The organism is Streptomyces canus, assembly GCF_001514145.1.
GTDB lineage: Bacteria > Actinomycetota > Actinomycetes > Streptomycetales > Streptomycetaceae > Streptomyces > Streptomyces canus.
On record NZ_KQ948657.1, the window covers coordinates 46,900 to 65,001 of the forward strand.

Sequence of the window (18,102 nt, forward strand, 5' to 3'; positions counted from 1 at the left end):
CATGCGCAGACAAGGAATCACCCCACATGGTTCCGGAAAGCACTCCCCAGGGGCGGGCGATGGAGCAGACACACACCTCCCACAACGGCACGACGGCCACGCCGGGCGCACAGCGCCGGGTTCTGGTCGTCGAGGACGATCCGACGATCGTCGACGCCATCGCGACCCGCCTGCGCGCCGAGGGATTCCTCGTGCAAACAGCGGTCGACGGTCCGTCGGCGGTGGACACGGCAGAGGCCTGGCAGCCGGACCTGCTGATCCTCGACATCATGCTGCCCGGCTTCGACGGTCTCGAGGTCTGCCGCCGTGTGCAGGCCGCCCGTCCGGTGCCGGTGATGATGCTCACCGCGCGGGACGACGAGACCGACATGCTGGTCGGGCTCGGCGTCGGCGCGGACGACTACATGACCAAGCCGTTCTCGATGCGTGAGCTGGCCGCGCGCGTGCACGTCCTGCTGCGGCGGGTCGAGCGGGCCGCACTGGCCGCCGCGACGCCCCGGTCCGGCATTCTCCGGCTCGGCGAGCTGGAGATCGACCACGCGCAGCGCCGGGTGCGGGTGCGCTCGGAGGACGTGCATCTGACGCCCACCGAGTTCGACCTCCTGGTGTGCCTGGCCAACACCCCGCGCGCGGTGCTCTCCCGTGAGCAGTTGCTGGCCGAGGTCTGGGACTGGGCGGACGCCTCCGGCACCCGCACGGTCGACAGCCACATCAAGGCACTGCGCCGGAAGATCGGCGCCGAGCGGATCCGTACGGTGCACGGCGTGGGCTACGCCCTGGAGACGCCGACGCCATGAGCGAGGGTCCGGCCGTCCGGAGAAGCCCCAAGGAACCCTGGGGTGGCGTGAGCCCGTTCTCGATCAAGACCAAGCTGGGCGCGCTGGTCGTCATCGCGGTCCTCATCACCACCGGGCTGATGATGATCGCGATGCGCACGGCGACCGAGCTGCGCTTCATCACGGTCTTCTCGATGATCGCCACACTGCTCATTACGCAGTTCGTGGCGCATTCGCTCACCGCGCCGCTGGACGACATGAACGCGGTCGCCCGGTCCATCTCGCACGGCGACTACACCCGCCGGGTGCGGGAGAACCGCCGGGACGAGCTGGGCGACCTGGCCCAGACGATCAACCGCATGGCGGACGACCTGGAGGCCCAGGAACGCCAGCGCAAGGAACTTGTGGCAAATGTCTCCCATGAGCTGCGCACGCCCATCGCGGGCCTGCGCGCGGTGCTGGAGAACATCGTCGACGGGGTCACCCAGGCCGACCCCGAGACCATGCGCACGGCCCTGAAGCAGACCGAGCGGCTCGGCCGGCTGGTGGAGACGCTGCTGGACCTGTCGCGGCTCGACAACGGCGTCGTACCGCTGAAAAAGCGCCGTTTCGAGGTGTGGCCGTATCTGTCGGGCGTGCTGAAGGAGGCCAACATGGTCGCCACCGCGCGCGGGGGCATCGCGTCCGGGTCCGGCAGTCACACCCGCAACGACGTCCATCTGCACCTCGACGTGTCCCCGCCGGAGCTCACCGCTCACGCCGACCCGGAGCGCATCCACCAGGTCGTCGCCAACCTCATCGACAACGCGGTCAAGCACAGCCCGGCGCACGGCCGGGTGACGGTCAAGGCGCGGCGCGGGTCCCTGCCGGAGTCGCTCGAGCTGGAGGTTCTCGACGAGGGCCCCGGCATTCCGCGCTCGGAGTGGCACCGCGTCTTCGAGCGGTTCAACCGCGGCCAGGTCAGGCGGCCGCACGGACCGGGCAGCGACGGCGGCACCGGACTCGGGCTCGCCATCGCCCGCTGGGCGGTGGATCTGCACGGCGGCCGGATCGGAGTGGCTGAATCCGATCGGGGCTGCAGGATCCTTGTCACCCTTCCAGGACTTCCATCTCTGCCAAGTTGACGTAAAGTTCGAAGCGGAGCCACAAGATCCATCTCTGTTCCGCGCCGACGGACACGTGTGATCAGGCAGAGGGCCGCGCCATCGTCGCGCAGAGCCCCGCTCGGTGCTTCCCTCCCGTGGATTCACGCAGCGGAACCACGCTTGTTTCCCGCCATTTCCGCCCCCGAAACCCGCTCTTTGATGTGACTTACACGACGATGGACCGGCCCGGCCTGACCTTCACCGTCTTGGGGGCGTAGCCTTTATTCCCGCTGTCCATCACCTTGTGAGAAGCGGAAGAGGGCGGTTGCCGCCGTGTCGCCACAGTCCCCCAGTAACTCGAGCATCTCGACCGACGCAGACCAAGCGGGCAAGAACCCCGCTGCCGCGTTCGGCCCGAACGAGTGGCTCGTCGACGAGATCTATCAGCAGTACCTCCAGGACCCGAATTCGGTAGACCGTGCCTGGTGGGACTTCTTCGCCGACTACAAGTCGGGGGCCGCCGCTCCGGCTGCGGCGGGTACCGCGGCCGCGGGGGCCGCGGAGACCACCACCACGGCCGCGGCCGCACCGGCCCCCACCGCTCCGGCTCAGGCCGCCGCGCCGGCCCCGGCCGCTGCTCCGGCCGCCAAGCCGGCCGCCGCGGCTCCGGCCCCCGCCAAGGCCGCTCCGGCCGCCGCTCCGGCTCAGGCCGCCCCGGCTGCCAAGCCGGCCGCTGCGAAGCCGGCCGCCGCCGCTGCGAAGCCCGCCGCCGCTGCGGGTTCCTCCGCGGAGGGCCCGGAGATGGTGACCCTGCGCGGTCCCGCCGCCGCGGTCGCGAAGAACATGAACGCCTCCCTGGAGCTGCCCACGGCCACGTCCGTGCGCGCGGTCCCGGTGAAGCTGCTCTTCGACAACCGCATCGTCATCAACAACCATCTGAAGCGGGCCCGGGGCGGGAAGATCTCCTTCACGCACCTGATCGGCTACGCGATGGTGCAGGCCATCAAGGCCATGCCGTCGATGAACTGGCACTACGCGGAGAAGGACGGGAAGCCCACCCTCGTCAAGCCGCCGCACGTCAACTTCGGCCTCGCCATCGACCTGGTGAAGCCCAACGGCGACCGCCAGCTGGTCGTCGCGGGCATCAAGAAGGCCGAGACGCTGAACTTCTTCGAGTTCTGGCAGGCCTACGAGGACATCGTCCGCCGTGCCCGTGACGGCAAGCTGACGATGGACGACTTCACCGGTGTGACGGTCTCCCTGACGAATCCCGGCGGCCTCGGCACGGTCCACTCCGTGCCCCGCCTGATGCCCGGCCAGTCGGTCATCATGGGCGTCGGCTCCATGGACTACCCGGCGGAGTTCCAGGGCACCTCCCAGGACACCCTGAACAAGCTCGGCATCGCCAAGGTCATGACGCTCACGTCGACCTACGACCACCGGGTCATCCAGGGTGCCGCCTCCGGCGAGTTCCTGCGGATCGTCGCGAACTTCCTCCTCGGTGAGGGCGGCTTCTACGACGAGATCTTCGAGGCGCTGCGCATCCCCTACGAGCCGGTCCGCTGGCTCAAGGACATCGACGCCTCGCACGACGACGACGTCACCAAGGCCGCCCGCGTCTTCGAGCTGATCCACTCCTACCGGGTCCGCGGCCACGTCATGGCCGACACCGACCCGCTGGAGTACCGCCAGCGCAAGCACCCCGACCTGGACATCACCGAGCACGGCCTCACCCTGTGGGACCTGGAGCGGGAGTTCGCGGTCGGCGGCTTCGCCGGCAAGTCCCTGATGAAGCTGCGCGACATCCTCGGTGTGCTGCGCGACTCGTACTGCCGCACCACCGGCGTCGAGTTCATGCACATCCAGGACCCGAAGCAGCGCAGGTGGATCCAGGACCGCATCGAGCGCTCGCACACCAAGCCGGAGCGCGAGGAGCAGCTGCGCATCCTGCGCCGGCTGAACGCGGCGGAGGCCTTCGAGACCTTCCTGCAGACGAAGTACGTCGGCCAGAAGCGCTTCTCCCTGGAGGGCGGCGAGTCCGTCATCCCGCTGCTCGACGCGGTGCTGGACTCGGCCGCCGAGTCCCGCCTGGACGAGGTCGTCATCGGCATGGCCCACCGCGGCCGGCTGAACGTCCTGGCGAACATCGTCGGCAAGTCGTACGCGCAGATCTTCCGCGAGTTCGAGGGCAACCTCGACCCGAAGTCGATGCACGGCTCCGGTGACGTGAAGTACCACCTGGGCGCCGAGGGCACCTTCACGGGCCTGGACGGCGAGCAGATCAAGGTCTCGCTGGCGGCGAACCCCTCCCACCTGGAGACGGTCGACCCGGTCATCGAGGGCATCACCCGCGCCAAGCAGGACATCATCAACAAGGGCGGCACGGACTTCACGGTCCTGCCGGTCGCCCTGCACGGCGACGCGGCCTTCGCGGGCCAGGGCGTGGTGGCCGAGACCCTGAACATGTCGCAGCTGCGGGGTTACCGCACCGGCGGCACGGTCCACATCGTCATCAACAACCAGGTCGGCTTCACGGCCGCCCCGGAGTCCTCCCGCTCGTCGATGTACGCGACGGACGTGGCGAGGATGATCGAGGCCCCGATCTTCCACGTGAACGGCGACGACCCGGAGGCCGTGGTCCGCGTGGCCCGTCTGGCCTTCGAGTTCCGCCAGGCGTTCAACAAGGACGTGGTGATCGACCTCATCTGCTACCGCCGCCGCGGTCACAACGAGTCGGACAACCCGGCCTTCACCCAGCCGCTGATGTACGACCTGATCGACAAGAAGCGCTCGGTGCGCAAGCTGTACACCGAGTCCCTGATCGGTCGCGGCGACATCACCCTGGAAGAGGCCGAGCAGGCCCTGCAGGACTACCAGGGCCAGCTGGAGAAGGTCTTCACCGAGGTCCGCGAGGCCGTCACGGCCCAGCCGGCCGCCGGACCCGTCTCCGACCCGCAGGCCGAGTTCCCGGTCGCCGTGAACACCGCGATCTCCTCGGAGACCGTGAAGCGGATCGCCGAGTCCCAGGTCAACATCCCCGACACCTTCCACGTCCACCCGCGTCTGCTGCCGCAGCTGCAGCGCCGGGCGTCGATGGTCGAGGACGGCACGATCGACTGGGGCATGGGCGAGACGCTGGCCGTGGGCTCCCTGCTCCTCGAGGGCACCCCGGTCCGCCTCTCCGGCCAGGACTCGCAGCGCGGTACGTTTGGCCAGCGCCACGCGGTCCTGATCGACCGGGAGACAGGCGAGGAGCACACCCCGCTCCAGTACCTCGCCGAGGACCAGGCCCGCTACAACGTCTACAACTCCCTCCTGTCCGAGTACGCGGTCATGGGCTTCGAGTACGGCTACTCGCTGGCCCGCCCCGACGCGCTCGTGCTGTGGGAGGCGCAGTTCGGTGACTTCGTCAACGGCGCGCAGACGATCGTCGACGAGTACATCTCGGCGGCGGAGCAGAAGTGGGGCCAGACGAGCGGTGTGACGCTGCTCCTCCCCCACGGCTACGAGGGCCAGGGCCCGGACCACTCGTCCGCGCGCGTGGAGCGCTTCCTCCAGCTCTGCGCCCAGAACAACATGACGGTCGCGATGCCGACCCTCCCGTCGAACTACTTCCACCTCCTGCGGTGGCAGGTGCACAACCCGCACCACAAGCCGCTGGTGGTCTTCACCCCGAAGTCGATGCTGCGCCTCAAGGCCGCCGCGTCGAAGACGGAGGAGTTCACGTCGGGTCAGTTCCGCCCGGTCATCGGCGACACGTCGGTGGACGCGGCCGCGGTCAAGAAGGTCGTCTTCTGCGCCGGCAAGGTCTACTACGACCTCGACGCCGAGCGTCAGAAGCGCGGTGTCACGGACACGGCGATCATCCGCGTCGAGCGCCTGTACCCCCTTCCGGGTGCCGAGCTCCAGGCCGAGATCGCCAAGTACCCGAACGCCGAGAAGTACCTCTGGGCCCAGGAGGAGCCGGCGAACCAGGGCGCGTGGCCCTTCATCGCCCTCAACCTGATCGACCACCTGGACCTGGCGGTCGGCGCGGACATCCCGCACGGCGAGCGGCTGCGGCGGATCTCCCGCCCGCACGGCTCGTCCCCGGCGGTGGGCTCGGCGAAGCGGCACCAGGCCGAGCAGGAGCAGTTGGTGCGTGAGGTGTTCGACGCGTAACCGCTCTCGAAGGCTGTGCGTGACCGGGCCGCACCCCCTCTCCGGGGGTGCGGCCCGGCCGTTTCGGCGCACTTATCCTTGAGCCATGTACTTCACGGACCGTGGCATCGAGGAACTGGAGAAGCGGCGCGGCGAGGAGGAAGTCACCTTCGAGTGGCTCGCCGAGCAGCTACGGACGTTCGTCGACCTCAATCCCGACTTCGAGGTACCGGTGGAGCGGCTGGCCACGTGGCTGGCCCGGCTGGACGACGAGGACGACGAGGACGACGAATAGGGCCTTACGGCTTCTCCATCACGGGGCACCCCTGAGGTGCCCCGCTTTTCGTGGCGGCGGTCGGTCGCGGGGGTCTGTCGCGGAGGTGCGTCAGGTCGTACGACAGCCCGAGCGCCCCGTGGGCCGGCCGCAGCGCTCCCAACGTGAGCCGCGGCCGCCGCTGAGGTAGCGCAGGGCCCAGGCGGCCAGCGGGAGACCTGCCGCCGGCTGGGCCAGGGGCGGGGCCTTCGGGTCGCCGGACCAGGGGAGCCACGGGGTGAGGCGGCTCCCGCGACCACTTCCTCCGGCTGGTCCCGGGCCACCGCGCGGAGGCAGTCGGTCGGTTCGCCGGGAGCGGGGCCGGCAGGGAGGCCCAGGCCCATGCGTGTCGGTGCGAGGGCCAGACGGGCCGCGAAGGTGCGCATGGCCTTGCCCTCCGCCCGCCGGAGTGCCGCCGGCGAGCCAGACGTGGCCCACAGGGCGGCGGAAGCCGGACGCGATGGGTAGCCGCCGCGGTCGGTCCCGCCACAGGGCGAGAACGAGCCAGGGAGCGTCGACGGCCAGGGCGGTGACCCAGAGTGTCTTGACTTTCACTCCCCACGATATATCGTGAATTGCAGGAGACGCGATATGGCGCGTTGCTACGGGGAGGTCTGCACCATGCCCGAGTGGTCCGTCACGGAGCCCAGGAAGCTCACCTTCGACGAGCCCGTACGCGAACTCCACGTGCGCATCGTCAACGGAACGGTGAACGTGGTGGGCACGGACGAAGGTTCCGCACGCCTGGAGGTGTCCGAGATCGAGGGACCGCCTCTGGTCGTCACCCAGGAGGGCGGCACCCTCACGGTCGCCTACGAGGACCTGCCCTGGAAGGGCTTCCTCAAGTGGCTCGACCGCAAGGGCTGGCGGCGCAGCGCCGTCGTCTCGCTGGCCGTGCCGGCCGACACCCGCGTCGAGGTGGGTGTGGTCAGCGCCGCCGCCGTCGTGTCGGGGGTGCGCGGCCCGTCGGTGGTGAAGGGGGTCAACGGCGACACGACCCTCGTCGGCCTCTCCGGACCCGTCCGCGCCGACACCGTCTCCGGGAACCTGGAGGCGCAGGCCGTCACCGGTGACCTGCGCTTCAACTCGGTCTCCGGGGATCTCACCGTCGTGGAGGGCTCCGGCCCCTCCGTGCGGGCCGACTCCGTCAGCGGCTCGATGATCGTGGACCTCGATCCGGAGGGCCCCACCGAGGTCCGGCTGACCAGCGTCTCGGGTGAGATCGCCATCCGGCTCCCCCAGCCCGCGGACGCGGAGGTGGAGGCCAACACCGCGAGCGGGACGATCTCCAACGCCTTCGACGGCCTGCGCGTGCACGGCCAGTGGGGCGCCCACAAGGTCACCGGCCGCCTCGGCGCCGGGACCGGCAAGCTCCGCGCGACCACCGTCTCCGGCTCCATCGCCCTCCTGCGCCGCCCGCCCCGGGAGGACGAGGAGGAGCCGTGGGAGACGGATCCTTTCGTGAAGGACGGTCCCACGGGCGCCGGACCGGCCGGCGCCGCCGGCCCGGTGGACGGCGAGGGCGGCGCCTCGGGGGACAATTCCCTTTCCGGCCCGGCCGACGACCCCGACCTCACGGACGCCCACGATCCCACGGACGAACGGACGGACGACCCGACGGACGACCCGTCCCGCGCCCCGGCCGACGGCACGACCGACAAGAAGGTGCTCTGACATGCCTCCCGTCTTCGCCCACGGCCGCCTCCGTCTCTACCTGTTGAAGCTGCTGGACGAGGCCCCGCGCCACGGTTACGAGGTGATCCGGCTTCTGGAGGAGCGTTTCCAGGGCCTGTACGCCCCCTCGGCGGGCACCGTCTACCCCCGGCTGTCCAAGCTGGAGGCGGAGGGCCTGGTCACCCACACCACCGAGGGCGGCCGCAAGGTGTACTCCATCACGGACGCGGGCCGCGCCGAGCTGGCCGACCGCAGTGGTGAACTGGCCGACCTGGAGCTGGAGATCCGCGACTCGGTCGCCGAGCTCGCCGCCGAGATCCGGGCCGATGTGCGCGGCGCGGCGGGTGATCTGCGGCGCGAGATGCGGGCTGCCGCGACCCAGGCCCGCCGGGGCGGTGGCGCCAAGGAAGGCACCGGCGAACACGAGGGCCCCTTCGGGGACTTCGCGGAGTACGCCGACAAGGAGGCGTGGCGCACCGCCAAGGAGGAGATGCGCCGCGTCAAGCAGGAGTGGAAGGAACAGGCCCGGCGCGCCAAGGACGAGAGCCGCCGCGCCCGCGAGGAGGCCCAGCGGGCCCGCCGTCAGGCCAAGGAGGCCCAGGACCGGGCGCGGGAGCAGGCGCAGGAGGAGGTGCAGCGCATCGCCAAGCGTGTACAGGAGCGGGTGCAGGACCACTTCGCGCGCGGCGACTGGCCGACGGGGGTGCGCGAGGGACTGACCGAACTGGCCAAGGAGTTCGGCGAGTTCGGGAAGGACTACGGCAAGGAGTTCGGGAAGGACTTCGGCTTCGGCCGGGGCGGCGCGAAGTCCGAGAAGGCCGAGGGAACGCCACCCGGCCCCCAGTACTCGCACACCCCGGAGGACTTCCCCGCCGAGTACGAACCTTCCTGGGCCCACGAGGACTCCACCGGTGACCCGGCCCGCGACCTGGACCGCCTGCTCGACCGCTTCCGCGACGACATCCGCGACGCGGCCCGCGATCACGGCATCACGGCCGACCAGCTGCGCGACGCCCGCCGCCATCTGTCGACGGCGGCGGCCCACATCGGGGCACTGCTGCGAGCGCCGAAGGCGTGAGCCGGACGGGCGCCGCCGTCACCGACGTCGGCGCCCTCGCGGACCTCAGCCGGCCTTCGCCTCTCCTCCGCCGTAGAGGACACGCACGACCGACTCGTAGGTCACCCCGTGGTCGGCGAGGACCTCCCCGGGCACTCCCGGCCTGACGGTCAGGGCCAGCAGGATGTGCTCGTCGCCGACATGGCGGTCCCGCCGGGCCACGGCGATACGAAGCGCCTTCTCCAGGATCTCCTTGGCGCCCCGCCCGAAGGAGCGCCGCCCGGACCACCACCCCTTGTCCTTCCGGTCGCCGGCCATCGCCCCGACCCCGTGCACCTCCTCGACCCGGGCGACGATCTCCGAGACGTCGATCCCGAGCCCGGCCAGCGCCTCGGCGTCCGCCTGGGACAGCCCGGCCCGCCGTCGCGCCTCACCCAGCGCCTCCCGTACGGCGTCCCCACGCTCAGCCAGCCCGAGAGCGGCCAGGGCGAAGGAGGCCCGACTGGCCTCCCGGTCCAGCAGCGCCAGCAGCAGATGCTCGGCGTCCACGGAACCCGTCCCAGCCCCCTCGGCATGTTCGACCGCACCCATGACCACCGCCCGGGCGTCCTTCGTGAACCGCTCGAACATCAATGCCTCCCGTACTTCTTGTGCACGGCCTGCCTGCTCACTCCGAGTTCCGCGGCGATCTCCTGCCACGACCAGCCCTGATTGCGCGCACTGCGCACCTGCACCGACTCCAGCTGCTCCAGCAGCCTGCGCAGCGCGGCGACGGCACGCAGCCCCACGCGGGGATCGCGATCGCCGGCGCGCGCGGCGAGATCCGTTGCTTCGGTCATGATGTCAACCTACGTTGACATGACCGTCCCGTCAACCACAGTTGACATACATCGGCGGCCGGCCCTCGAAGGGGCCGGCCGCCGACAGGAAGAACGGAAGGTGAAATCAGCCGTTCGTGAGCACGACCTTCCCGAACTGCTCACCGGACTCCACCCGTTGGAAGCCCTCACGCGCACGGTCCATCGGGAGCACCTCGTCGATCACGGGCCGCACACCCGTGGCCGCGCAGAACGCGAGCAGGTCCTCCAGCTCGTCCTTGGTCCCCATGGTCGACCCCACGACCTTGAGCTCCAGGAAGAAGATCCGGGTCAGTTCGGCGTGCGAGGGGCGGTCGCCGCTCGTGGCACCGGAGATGACCACCGTGCCGCCGGGCTTGAGCGACTTCACGGAGTGCGACCAGGTGGCCGCGCCCACGGTCTCGATGACGGCGTCCACCCGCTGCGGCAGCCGCGCCCCCGGCTCCAGCGCCTCCACGGCCCCGAGTTCCACCGCACGCTTCCGCTTGGCCTCGTCCCGGCTGGTGGCGAAGACCCGCAACCCCGCGGCCTTCCCCAGCACGATCGCGGCCGTGGCGACACCACCGCCCGCGCCCTGCACCAGCACGGAGTCTCCGGGCCGGACCCCGGCATTCGTGAACAGCATCCGGTACGCCGTCAGCCACGCCGTGGGCAGACAGGCGGCCTCCGCGAAGGACAGCTCCTTCGGCTTGGGGAGGACGTTCCAGGTCGGCACGGCGACCTTCTCGGCGAACGTCCCCTGATAACGCTCGGTGAGGATGGAACGCGGCTCCTTGGGGCCGATGCCGTGCCCGCTCTGACCGATGACGGAGTGCAGGACGACCTCGTTGCCGTCCTCGTCGACACCGGCGGCGTCACAGCCGAGGATCATCGGCAGCTTGTCCTCCGCGAGGCCTACGCCGCGCAGGGACCAGAGGTCATGGTGATTGAGGGAAGCGGCCTTGACGTCGACGACGCTCCAACCCGGGCGGGATTCGGGGGCCGGGCGCTCCCCCAACTCCAGCCCCGAGAGCGGGTTGTCGCGGTCGATTCGGGCGGCGTAGACAGCGAACATGACCTTGACGATAGGTCCGCCGGCGGTACGGGGGAACCGGGGCGCGCTGTGACACATGCCCTCTTGCGGTCGGGTGCGGCTATGGGGTTGTCGGGTGAGCGGGGGCTGGTCGCGCAGCTGCCCGCGGGCCGCGTGCGCTGCGCTTGGGCCGGGCGCCTATGAGGGTGCCGCACCGGGCCCTTGCGCGGCTGCGGGCCGGTAGGGGCTGGTCGCGCAGTTCCCCGCGCCCCTGGGGCGTTGCGCTCCCCTGCGCCACGACGGACCGACCCCCACCCCGCACACCACGACGGACCGTCCGCCACCTCGCGCGCCACGACGGGCCGTTGGCCGCGTACGGCGACAAGGGGAGGGGGTGGGGGGTGGGGGGTGTCCGCCCGCAGCGGCCGGCGTCCGATACCGAGCAACCGCTGAAGCACCAGCAACCGCCGGACCGAGGACGGACACCCCCCCCCACCCCGGCCCCGACCCACAACACACCCGCACGCGCTACACGCACCCCCACCGAAGCCGAAACAGGCCGCCGCAGGCACTCAGGGGCGCGGGGAACTGCGCACAACGCCCGCCCCCCACCGGCCCGCAGCCACCCGACAACCCCACCCTCACCCGATCAGCCGCACCCGAAAGCAAAGAAATGGCCCCGCCCGGAAACCACACCCGGACAGGGCCACCCCCACACGCAACAGAACTCAGCGGCGAGCAACACCCTCGGCCCGAGCCGCCGCGGCAACCGCCGCCGTAACCGCCGGAGCCACCCGCTCGTCGAACGGGGACGGGATCACGTAGTCCGCCGCCAGATCGTCCCCGACGACCGCGGCCAACGCCTCCGCCGCCGCGATCTTCATGCCCTCCGTGATCCGCGAGGCACGCACCTGCAGCGCCCCCGCGAAGATCCCCGGAAACGCCAGCACGTTGTTGATCTGGTTCGGGAAGTCGGACCGCCCGGTGGCCACCACGGCCGCGTACTTGTGCGCGACATCCGGGTGCACCTCGGGGTCCGGGTTGGCCATCGCGAACACGAAGGCCCCCTCCGCCATGGAGGCGACCGCCGACTCCGCGACCGTACCGCCGGACACGCCGATGAAGACGTCCGCACCAGCGAGCGCGTCCTCCAGCGACCCCGACAGCCCCGCCTTGTTCGTGAACCCGGCCAGCTCCCGCTTCACGGACGTGAGGTCGTCCCGTTCGGCGGACACGAGACCCTTGCGGTCGGCGACGGCGACGTCCCCGATGCCCGCCTCGACGAGCATCTTGGCGATGGCCACGCCCGCCGCACCCGCACCGGAGATCACCGCACGAAGATCCCCGATCGACCGCCCGCTCAGCCGCGCGGCGTTCCGCAGTGCCGCCAGCGTCACGACCGCGGTCCCGTGCTGGTCGTCGTGGAACACGGGAATGTCGAGCCGCTCCTGGAGCCGCCGCTCGATCTCGAAGCACCGGGGGGCCGAGATGTCCTCGAGGTTCACGCCGCCGAAGGACGGCGCGAGACGGACCACCGTCTCGATGATCTCGTCGACGTCCGTGCAGGCCAGCGCGAGCGGAACCGCGTCCACGCCGCCGAACTGCTTGAACAGGATCGCCTTGCCCTCCATGACCGGGAGGGAGGCCTCGGGCCCGATGTCACCGAGCCCCAGCACGGCCGTACCGTCGGTCACGACGGCGACGACCGATGACTTCCACGTGTAGTCGTGGACGAGGTCCGGCTGCTCGGCGATGGCGCTGCACACCTTCGCCACGCCGGGCGTGTACGCGAGGGACAGGTCGTCCTTGTCACGGACCGGCACGGTGGCCTGCACAGCCATTTTGCCGCCGCGGTGCAGCGCGAACGCGGGGTCGAAGGAATCGAGGGGCTCCGCCCCTCCGTCCTGTCCCGTATCGCTGTCGCTGCGAGGATTGACGATCTCCGCTGCCACTTTGTCTTACCCCTTAGGTCTTCATGGTTTGAGGGTGGCCACTCCTGGTTGAGAAGTGGGCGGGCACCGCGTACGGCCCTGTTCACTGATGCGTACGGGCCGGTACACGACGGGCGCGCCGCACACGCGCCCTGAGCCCCGGATGAGGGGTGTAAAGAACCTTCTTACCGGACGACCGGCGTCGGGGACGAGTCCAATACGTCCAAGGTCACATGCCGGAACGTAAATCGATCATCGATCATCCGAGGCCGGTGACATGAATCATGGAGGGCCATCCGGACAAACCATCAGCAGGCCCTTGACGATCACCGAACCGCCGCTCAACCCACCGCGGCCCCGCCCGGTCGCGGTCATCCGCTCCGCGACCCGGACCGAAGATCTTCCGGCCGGAATGCCAGATTCCCGCAGATGGTCCGGTCGTGATGTACGGACATGGTGCGGTTCGGGGGTCACCCGTTATCCGATTTTGACATGACCGGCCCCCAGAATGGTCCAGTCCGAATGGCAAGATGCCGTCATCACACGAGGTCGCGACACTCGAAGGCGTGTGCTCTCGTCGACCCGAGGAATGAAGGCAGTGCTGCCGAACCACTCGGCAGCCGCCCCGCCCATCGGCAACTCCACCCATCCGCCGGAGGAACCCACCATGACCGCAAGCTCCACCCGTCGTACGACCGTCGCGCGCACCAGGACAGCCGCGGTAGGTGCGATCGCGGTCGCAGGCGCCCTGATTCTCACCGGTTGCGGTGACCAGACGGACAGCGGCGGCAGCAGCACCAAGGAATCCGCGTCGTCCAGCAAGGCCCCGCTGTTCGACAAGCTGCCCGCGAAGATCCAGAAGGCCGGCGTCATCAAGGTCGGCACCAACGCCGAGTACGCCCCCATGGAGTACCAGGAGGGCGGCAAGATCGTCGGCGTCGACCCCGACATCGCGGCCGCGCTCGGCAAGCAGCTGGGCGTGGAGTTCCAGTTCACCTCGGGCTCCTTCGACGGCCTGATCAGCTCCCTGAACTCCGGGCGCTACGACGTCGCCATGTCCTCCATCACGGACACCAAGGCGCGCCAGGAGGGCCTGGACGAGGACGGCAAGAAGCTCGGCCCCGGCGTCGACTTCGTCGACTACTTCACGGCCGGCACCGCCATCTACGTCCAGAAGGGCAACCCGAAGAAGATCGGCTCGATCGAGGACCTCTGCGGTCAGAAGGTCGCCGTGCAGCGCGGCACGACCTACGAGCAGGCCCTGCAGAAGCAGTCCAAGGCGTGCACCGAGGCCGGCAAGAAGAAGATGACGATCGAGTCGTTCGACAACGACACCGAGGCCCAGACCCGGGTGAAGTCGGGCGGCGCGGTCGCGGGCGTCAACGACTACCCGGTCGCCGTCGACCTCGCCCGCAAGGCCGATGGCGGCAACGCCTTCGAGGTCGTCGGCGAGCAGGTCGACGCCGGCCCGTTCGGCATCGCCGTGAACAAGGACAACAAGGAGCTCACGAGCGCCCTGGAGGCGGCCGTGAACGCCATCATCGAGGACGGCACGTACAAGAAGGTCCTGGACAAGTGGGGCGCCCAGACCGGTGCCATCGACAAGTCCGTCGTCAATGGCGGCAAGTGACGGACCCCGCACCACTGAAGGGCAGTCACGGTGACTGACAAGATCGACAAGGAGCCCGCGGACACACCGCCGCGGGCCTCCCTCGCACCGGAGACCATCAAGGCCATCCCGGTCCGCCACTACGGCCGCTACGTCAGCGCGGTCATCGTGCTGGCGCTGGTGGCCCTGCTGGTCAACGCGTTCGCCACCGCCGAGAAGATCCAGTGGAGCGCGGTCGGCGACAAGCTGTTCGACTCCACGGTCCTCGCGGGTGCCGGCCGCACCCTGCTGATCAGCGTCCTCGCGATGATCGTGGGCGTGGTCCTCGGCGTCGTGCTGGCCGTGATGCGGCTCTCCAAGAACCCGGTGACGAGCTGGGTGGCCTGGTTCTACATCTGGTTCTTCCGCGGGACCCCGGTCTACGTCCAGCTGCTGCTGTGGTTCAACCTGGCGCTGATCTTCCCGATGCTGAATCTCGGTCCGATCTACAAGGACGAGATGACGGACGTGATGACCCCGTTCATGTGCGCCCTGCTGGGACTCGGCCTGAACGAGGCCGCGTACATGGCGGAGATCTGCCGCGCCGGCCTGCTGGCCGTCGACGAGGGCCAGACGGAGGCCGCGCACGCGCTCGGCATGAGCCACGGCAGGACGCTGCGCCGGATCGTGATCCCGCAGGCGATGCGGGTGATCGTGCCGCCGACGGGCAACGAGTTCATCAACATGCTGAAGACCTCGTCGCTGGTGTACGCGGTGACCTACAACGAACTGCTGCGCGCCACCTCGACGATCGGCTCGACGTCGTACGCCGTCATGGAGATGCTGTTCGTGGCCTCCATCTGGTACCTGGTCATGACCAGCGTGTTCAGCGTCTTCCAGTACTACCTGGAGCGCCGTTTCGCCCGCGGTTCGTCCCGGAGCCTGCCGCCGACGCCGTGGCAGAAGATCAGGGTCAACCTGATGGCCTTCAGTCGCGAAAGGGGCGTGTGACATGACCGCCATGGTGAGGGCTGAGAGCGTCCACAAGTCCTTCGGCCTGGTGGAGGTCCTCAAGGGCATCGACCTGGAAGTGAAGCGGGGCGAGGTCTTCTGCCTCATCGGCCCTTCGGGTTCGGGCAAGTCGACCTTCCTGCGCTGCATCAACCACCTGGAGAAGGTCAACGCCGGCCGGCTCTACGTCGACGGCGAGCTGGTCGGGTACCGCCAGAAGGGTGACAAGCTGTACGAGCTCAAGGACAGCGAGGTCGCGCTGCAGCGCCGGGACATCGGCATGGTGTTCCAGCGGTTCAACCTGTTCCCGCACATGACGGCCCTCGACAACGTCATGGAGGCACCGGTCCAGGTCAAGGGCATGGGCCGGAGCCAGGCCCGGGAACGCGCGCGGGAGCTCCTGGAGAAGGTGGGCCTGGCCGACAAGGCGGACAGCTACCCCGCCCAGCTCTCCGGCGGCCAGCAGCAGCGCGTGGCGATCGCCCGGGCGCTCGCGATGGACCCGAAGCTGATGCTCTTCGACGAGCCCACCTCGGCGCTCGACCCGGAGCTGGTCGGTGACGTCCTCGACGTCATGCGCGACCTCGCCGAGTCCGGCATGACGATGGTCGTCGTCACCCACGAGATGGGCTTCGCCCGCGAGGTCGGCGACAGCCTGGTCTTCATGGACGGCGGCGTGGTGGTGGAGTCCGGCGACCCCCGCGAGGTCCTGACGAACCCTCAGCACGAGCGCACGCAGGCGTTCCTGTCGAAGGTGCTCTAGCGGTACGACGCCGAAAGGGGCGGTACGGGATTCCCGTACCGCCCCTTTCGCATGGCCCCTACTTGAGCGCGAGCAGCAGCGTGTCCGACGGCGAGCACCACACCGGCCGGGCCTCCCCGAAGCCCTTCTCGCGCAGCACGCGTGCGTGCCACGCGGCGGACGGCATGTCCCCGTCGGCGTGCTCGCCGTAGATCTCGAAGCGGCGCGCCGTCGGCCCGGCGAGGACGGGGTCCTCGGCAGCGACCTGCCACCATGCGGCCCAGTCGAGGGCGCCGTCCTGCTTGGCCTGATCCATGTGCCGGTGACGCTGCGCGCGTTCGGCCGCGTTGATCCGGGGCGTGGTCTCGTCGATCATGTGGTCCGCGTTCATGAAGACACCGCCGTCGCGGACGAGTTCCGCGATCCGGCCGTAGAGGGCCGCGAGGGGTTCGCTGTGCAGCCAGTGCAGGGCCGTGGCGGTCAGGACGGCGTCGTACGTGTCGTACGGCAGCTTCGCGGGCCAGTCGGGGTCCTTGAGGTCGGCCGTCCTGAGGGTGACCCGCTCGTCGTCCGCGAACGTGCCCTCGGCGATGGCGAGGAGCGCCGGGTCGAGGTCCACGCCGGTGCTGGTCGCCTCCGGGAACCGGGCGAGCAGTCTCGCCGTGATACTTCCCGTGCCGCACGCGAGGTCGAGGATGCGCGGCCGGGGCCCGACGAGGGCCTCGACCATGTCGAGCATCACCCGGAACCGCTCCTCGCGGTCCGGCATGTACCACTCCTGCTGCCGGTCCCAGCTCTCCTGCCAGGCCTGCCAGTCGGTGCCGACACCCGTCGCCATGGGAGCCCCCTGTCCGCTCGCTGTCGTAATACCCTGGAAGCACGATCAGCTGTTACCCGACCGTGCCACGACGATAGAACGCCTCCGTAAGGACTACAAGTGGAACTGGCCTATTACTCGGACTACGCCGTACGTCTGGTCAACAGCGAGGACCCGGCCCGCGGCAAGGACACCCTGACCTCGGTGGAGGCCGTCCGCGATCTGTTCGGCGGTTACGGCACGGGCGCCCGCCGCGCCACCGACGCCGACGTCACTCGGTTCCGTTCGGTCCGGGCCCGGCTGCGGTCGGTCTTCGAGGCGGCGGACCAGGGCGACGAGACGCTCGCGGTGGACCTGCTCAACTCGCTCCTGCTGGAGTTCCCGGTGAGCCCGCAGATCTCCGGGCACGACTTCCGCGACGACGACGGCCGCCCGCTGTGGCACATGCACCTGGCGGACCACCCGTCCAACGCCACCGCCGGGTACGCGGCGATCGCGGCGATGGGCCTGGCGTTCCACCTCACCGAGTACGGCGTGGACCGGCTGGGCCTGTGCGAGGCCTCCCCGTGCCGCAACGCCTACCTCGACACCTCGACCAACCGCTCCCGGCGCTACTGCTCCGACCGCTGCGCCACCCGCGCCAACGTGGCCGCCTACCGGGCCCGCAAACGCCTGGAGGCCGACCGGTCGGGGAAGACGGGCCGCACGGCGGACAGCGCCCAGCGCACGGCGGCCAGCGGCGAGCGCTGACCCGGCTTGAGCGGCCGGTAACGCAGTCGGGCCTTCCCCAGCACGAGTTCCTCCGGGACGACGCCGTAGTCCGTGCTGTCGCCACCCGCGAACGCGTTGTCCCCGAGCACCCACCAGCCGCCCTCGCGCCGCTCGACGGCCCGCTTGACGACGAGCAGGTCCTGCTGGAACGGATGCCGCAGCACCACGATGTCACCGGGTCCGACCCTGGCCCCCCAGTGCACGACGAGCTGGTCACCGTGCTGGAGCGTGGGCACCATCGACGGCCCGGTCACCTCGGCCACCCCCACGAAGGGCAGCAACGACCTCTCCCGCTCGGTCTCCTGCGACAGCTCCGGCATCCCCGGCA

16 protein-coding genes and 1 pseudogene are annotated in these 18,102 nt (G+C 69.9%); 10 read left to right on the plus strand and 7 right to left on the minus strand.

Annotated features, from left to right (window positions below; translation table 11 throughout):
- Nucleotides 1-59: 59 nt before the first annotated feature.
- From AQJ46_RS05040 to AQJ46_RS05055, 4 genes are all read left to right on the plus strand, one after another.
- Complete coding sequence (locus tag AQJ46_RS05040; RefSeq protein ID WP_057612257.1) at nucleotides 60-797, plus strand: response regulator transcription factor; 738 nt, start codon at nucleotides 60-62, stop codon at nucleotides 795-797.
- A complete protein-coding gene (locus AQJ46_RS05045; protein WP_059204477.1) occupies nucleotides 794-1,900 on the plus strand; it encodes a HAMP domain-containing sensor histidine kinase in 1,107 nt (368 codons plus the stop codon). The genes AQJ46_RS05040 and AQJ46_RS05045 overlap by 4 nt, the downstream gene beginning before the upstream one ends.
- Before the next feature lie 294 nt (nucleotides 1,901-2,194).
- Complete coding sequence (locus tag AQJ46_RS05050) at nucleotides 2,195-6,022, plus strand: multifunctional oxoglutarate decarboxylase/oxoglutarate dehydrogenase thiamine pyrophosphate-binding subunit/dihydrolipoyllysine-residue succinyltransferase subunit (protein ID WP_059204478.1); 3,828 nt, start codon at nucleotides 2,195-2,197, stop codon at nucleotides 6,020-6,022.
- 85 nt (nucleotides 6,023-6,107) lie between these two features.
- Entirely contained in the window at nucleotides 6,108-6,296 is a 189-nt protein-coding gene (locus tag AQJ46_RS05055; protein WP_030597201.1) for a DUF6104 family protein, read from the plus strand.
- Between the two features lie 153 nt (nucleotides 6,297-6,449).
- Here AQJ46_RS05055 and AQJ46_RS59435 read toward each other — a convergent pair.
- Nucleotides 6,450-6,866: pseudogene (locus AQJ46_RS59435) on the minus strand (hypothetical protein); the annotation flags it as partial.
- Between the two features lie 69 nt (nucleotides 6,867-6,935).
- Between AQJ46_RS59435 and AQJ46_RS05060 the strand changes: the two are divergent.
- Together AQJ46_RS05060 and AQJ46_RS05065 are read left to right on the plus strand one after the other, a co-directional pair.
- Complete coding sequence (locus AQJ46_RS05060; protein ID WP_059205101.1) at nucleotides 6,936-7,988, plus strand: DUF4097 family beta strand repeat-containing protein; 1,053 nt, start codon at nucleotides 6,936-6,938, stop codon at nucleotides 7,986-7,988.
- A gap of 1 nt (nucleotide 7,989) precedes the next feature.
- Nucleotides 7,990-9,066 (plus strand): PadR family transcriptional regulator, encoded by a 1,077-nt coding sequence (locus AQJ46_RS05065; RefSeq protein WP_059204479.1) that lies wholly within the window; start codon nucleotides 7,990-7,992, stop codon nucleotides 9,064-9,066.
- A 45-nt stretch (nucleotides 9,067-9,111) separates the two neighbouring features.
- Here AQJ46_RS05065 and AQJ46_RS05070 read toward each other — a convergent pair whose 3' ends face one another.
- The 4 genes from AQJ46_RS05070 to AQJ46_RS05085 all read right to left on the minus strand — a co-directional run bounded on the left by AQJ46_RS05070 (nucleotide 9,112) and on the right by AQJ46_RS05085 (nucleotide 12,866).
- A complete protein-coding gene (locus AQJ46_RS05070) occupies nucleotides 9,112-9,675 on the minus strand; it encodes a Clp protease N-terminal domain-containing protein (protein WP_059204480.1) in 564 nt (187 codons plus the stop codon).
- Entirely contained in the window at nucleotides 9,675-9,884 is a 210-nt protein-coding gene (locus AQJ46_RS05075; protein ID WP_059204481.1) for a helix-turn-helix domain-containing protein, read from the minus strand. The genes AQJ46_RS05070 and AQJ46_RS05075 overlap by 1 nt, the downstream gene beginning before the upstream one ends.
- Nucleotides 9,885-9,990: 106 nt before the next feature.
- The gene (locus tag AQJ46_RS05080) at nucleotides 9,991-10,956 is read right to left on the minus strand and encodes a zinc-binding dehydrogenase (RefSeq protein WP_059204482.1); all 966 of its coding nucleotides are present in this window, start codon (nucleotides 10,954-10,956) and stop codon (nucleotides 9,991-9,993) included.
- Nucleotides 10,957-11,642: 686 nt separating this feature from the next.
- The gene (locus AQJ46_RS05085) at nucleotides 11,643-12,866 is read right to left on the minus strand and encodes an NAD(P)-dependent malic enzyme (protein ID WP_059204483.1); all 1,224 of its coding nucleotides are present in this window, start codon (nucleotides 12,864-12,866) and stop codon (nucleotides 11,643-11,645) included.
- A 646-nt stretch (nucleotides 12,867-13,512) separates the two neighbouring features.
- On the opposite strand from AQJ46_RS05085, the gene AQJ46_RS05090 reads away from it, so the two are divergent.
- From AQJ46_RS05090 to AQJ46_RS05100, 3 genes are read left to right on the plus strand one after another with little or no spacing between them, the layout of a single operon-like run.
- Nucleotides 13,513-14,475: an ABC transporter substrate-binding protein gene (locus tag AQJ46_RS05090; RefSeq protein WP_059205102.1), complete on the plus strand. Its 963-nt coding sequence runs from the start codon at nucleotides 13,513-13,515 to the stop codon at nucleotides 14,473-14,475.
- A 30-nt stretch (nucleotides 14,476-14,505) separates the two neighbouring features.
- Nucleotides 14,506-15,444 carry an amino acid ABC transporter permease gene (locus AQJ46_RS05095; protein ID WP_059204484.1) on the plus strand — a complete coding sequence of 313 codons (939 nt, stop codon included), beginning with the start codon at nucleotides 14,506-14,508 and terminating at the stop codon, nucleotides 15,442-15,444.
- A gap of 1 nt (nucleotide 15,445) precedes the next feature.
- Entirely contained in the window at nucleotides 15,446-16,207 is a 762-nt protein-coding gene (locus tag AQJ46_RS05100) for an amino acid ABC transporter ATP-binding protein (protein ID WP_059204485.1), read from the plus strand.
- A gap of 58 nt (nucleotides 16,208-16,265) precedes the next feature.
- Here the strand turns inward: AQJ46_RS05100 and AQJ46_RS05105 are convergent, their stop codons facing one another.
- A complete protein-coding gene (locus tag AQJ46_RS05105; protein ID WP_059204486.1) occupies nucleotides 16,266-17,024 on the minus strand; it encodes a class I SAM-dependent methyltransferase in 759 nt (252 codons plus the stop codon).
- A 99-nt stretch (nucleotides 17,025-17,123) separates the two neighbouring features.
- On the opposite strand from AQJ46_RS05105, the gene AQJ46_RS05110 reads away from it, so the two are divergent.
- Complete coding sequence (locus AQJ46_RS05110; protein ID WP_059204487.1) at nucleotides 17,124-17,753, plus strand: CGNR zinc finger domain-containing protein; 630 nt, start codon at nucleotides 17,124-17,126, stop codon at nucleotides 17,751-17,753.
- Here AQJ46_RS05110 and sodX read toward each other — a convergent pair.
- The gene (gene sodX / locus AQJ46_RS05115) at nucleotides 17,657-18,094 is read right to left on the minus strand and encodes a nickel-type superoxide dismutase maturation protease (protein ID WP_057612176.1); all 438 of its coding nucleotides are present in this window, start codon (nucleotides 18,092-18,094) and stop codon (nucleotides 17,657-17,659) included. The genes AQJ46_RS05110 and sodX overlap by 97 nt on opposite strands.
- Nucleotides 18,095-18,102: the final 8 nt, after the last annotated feature.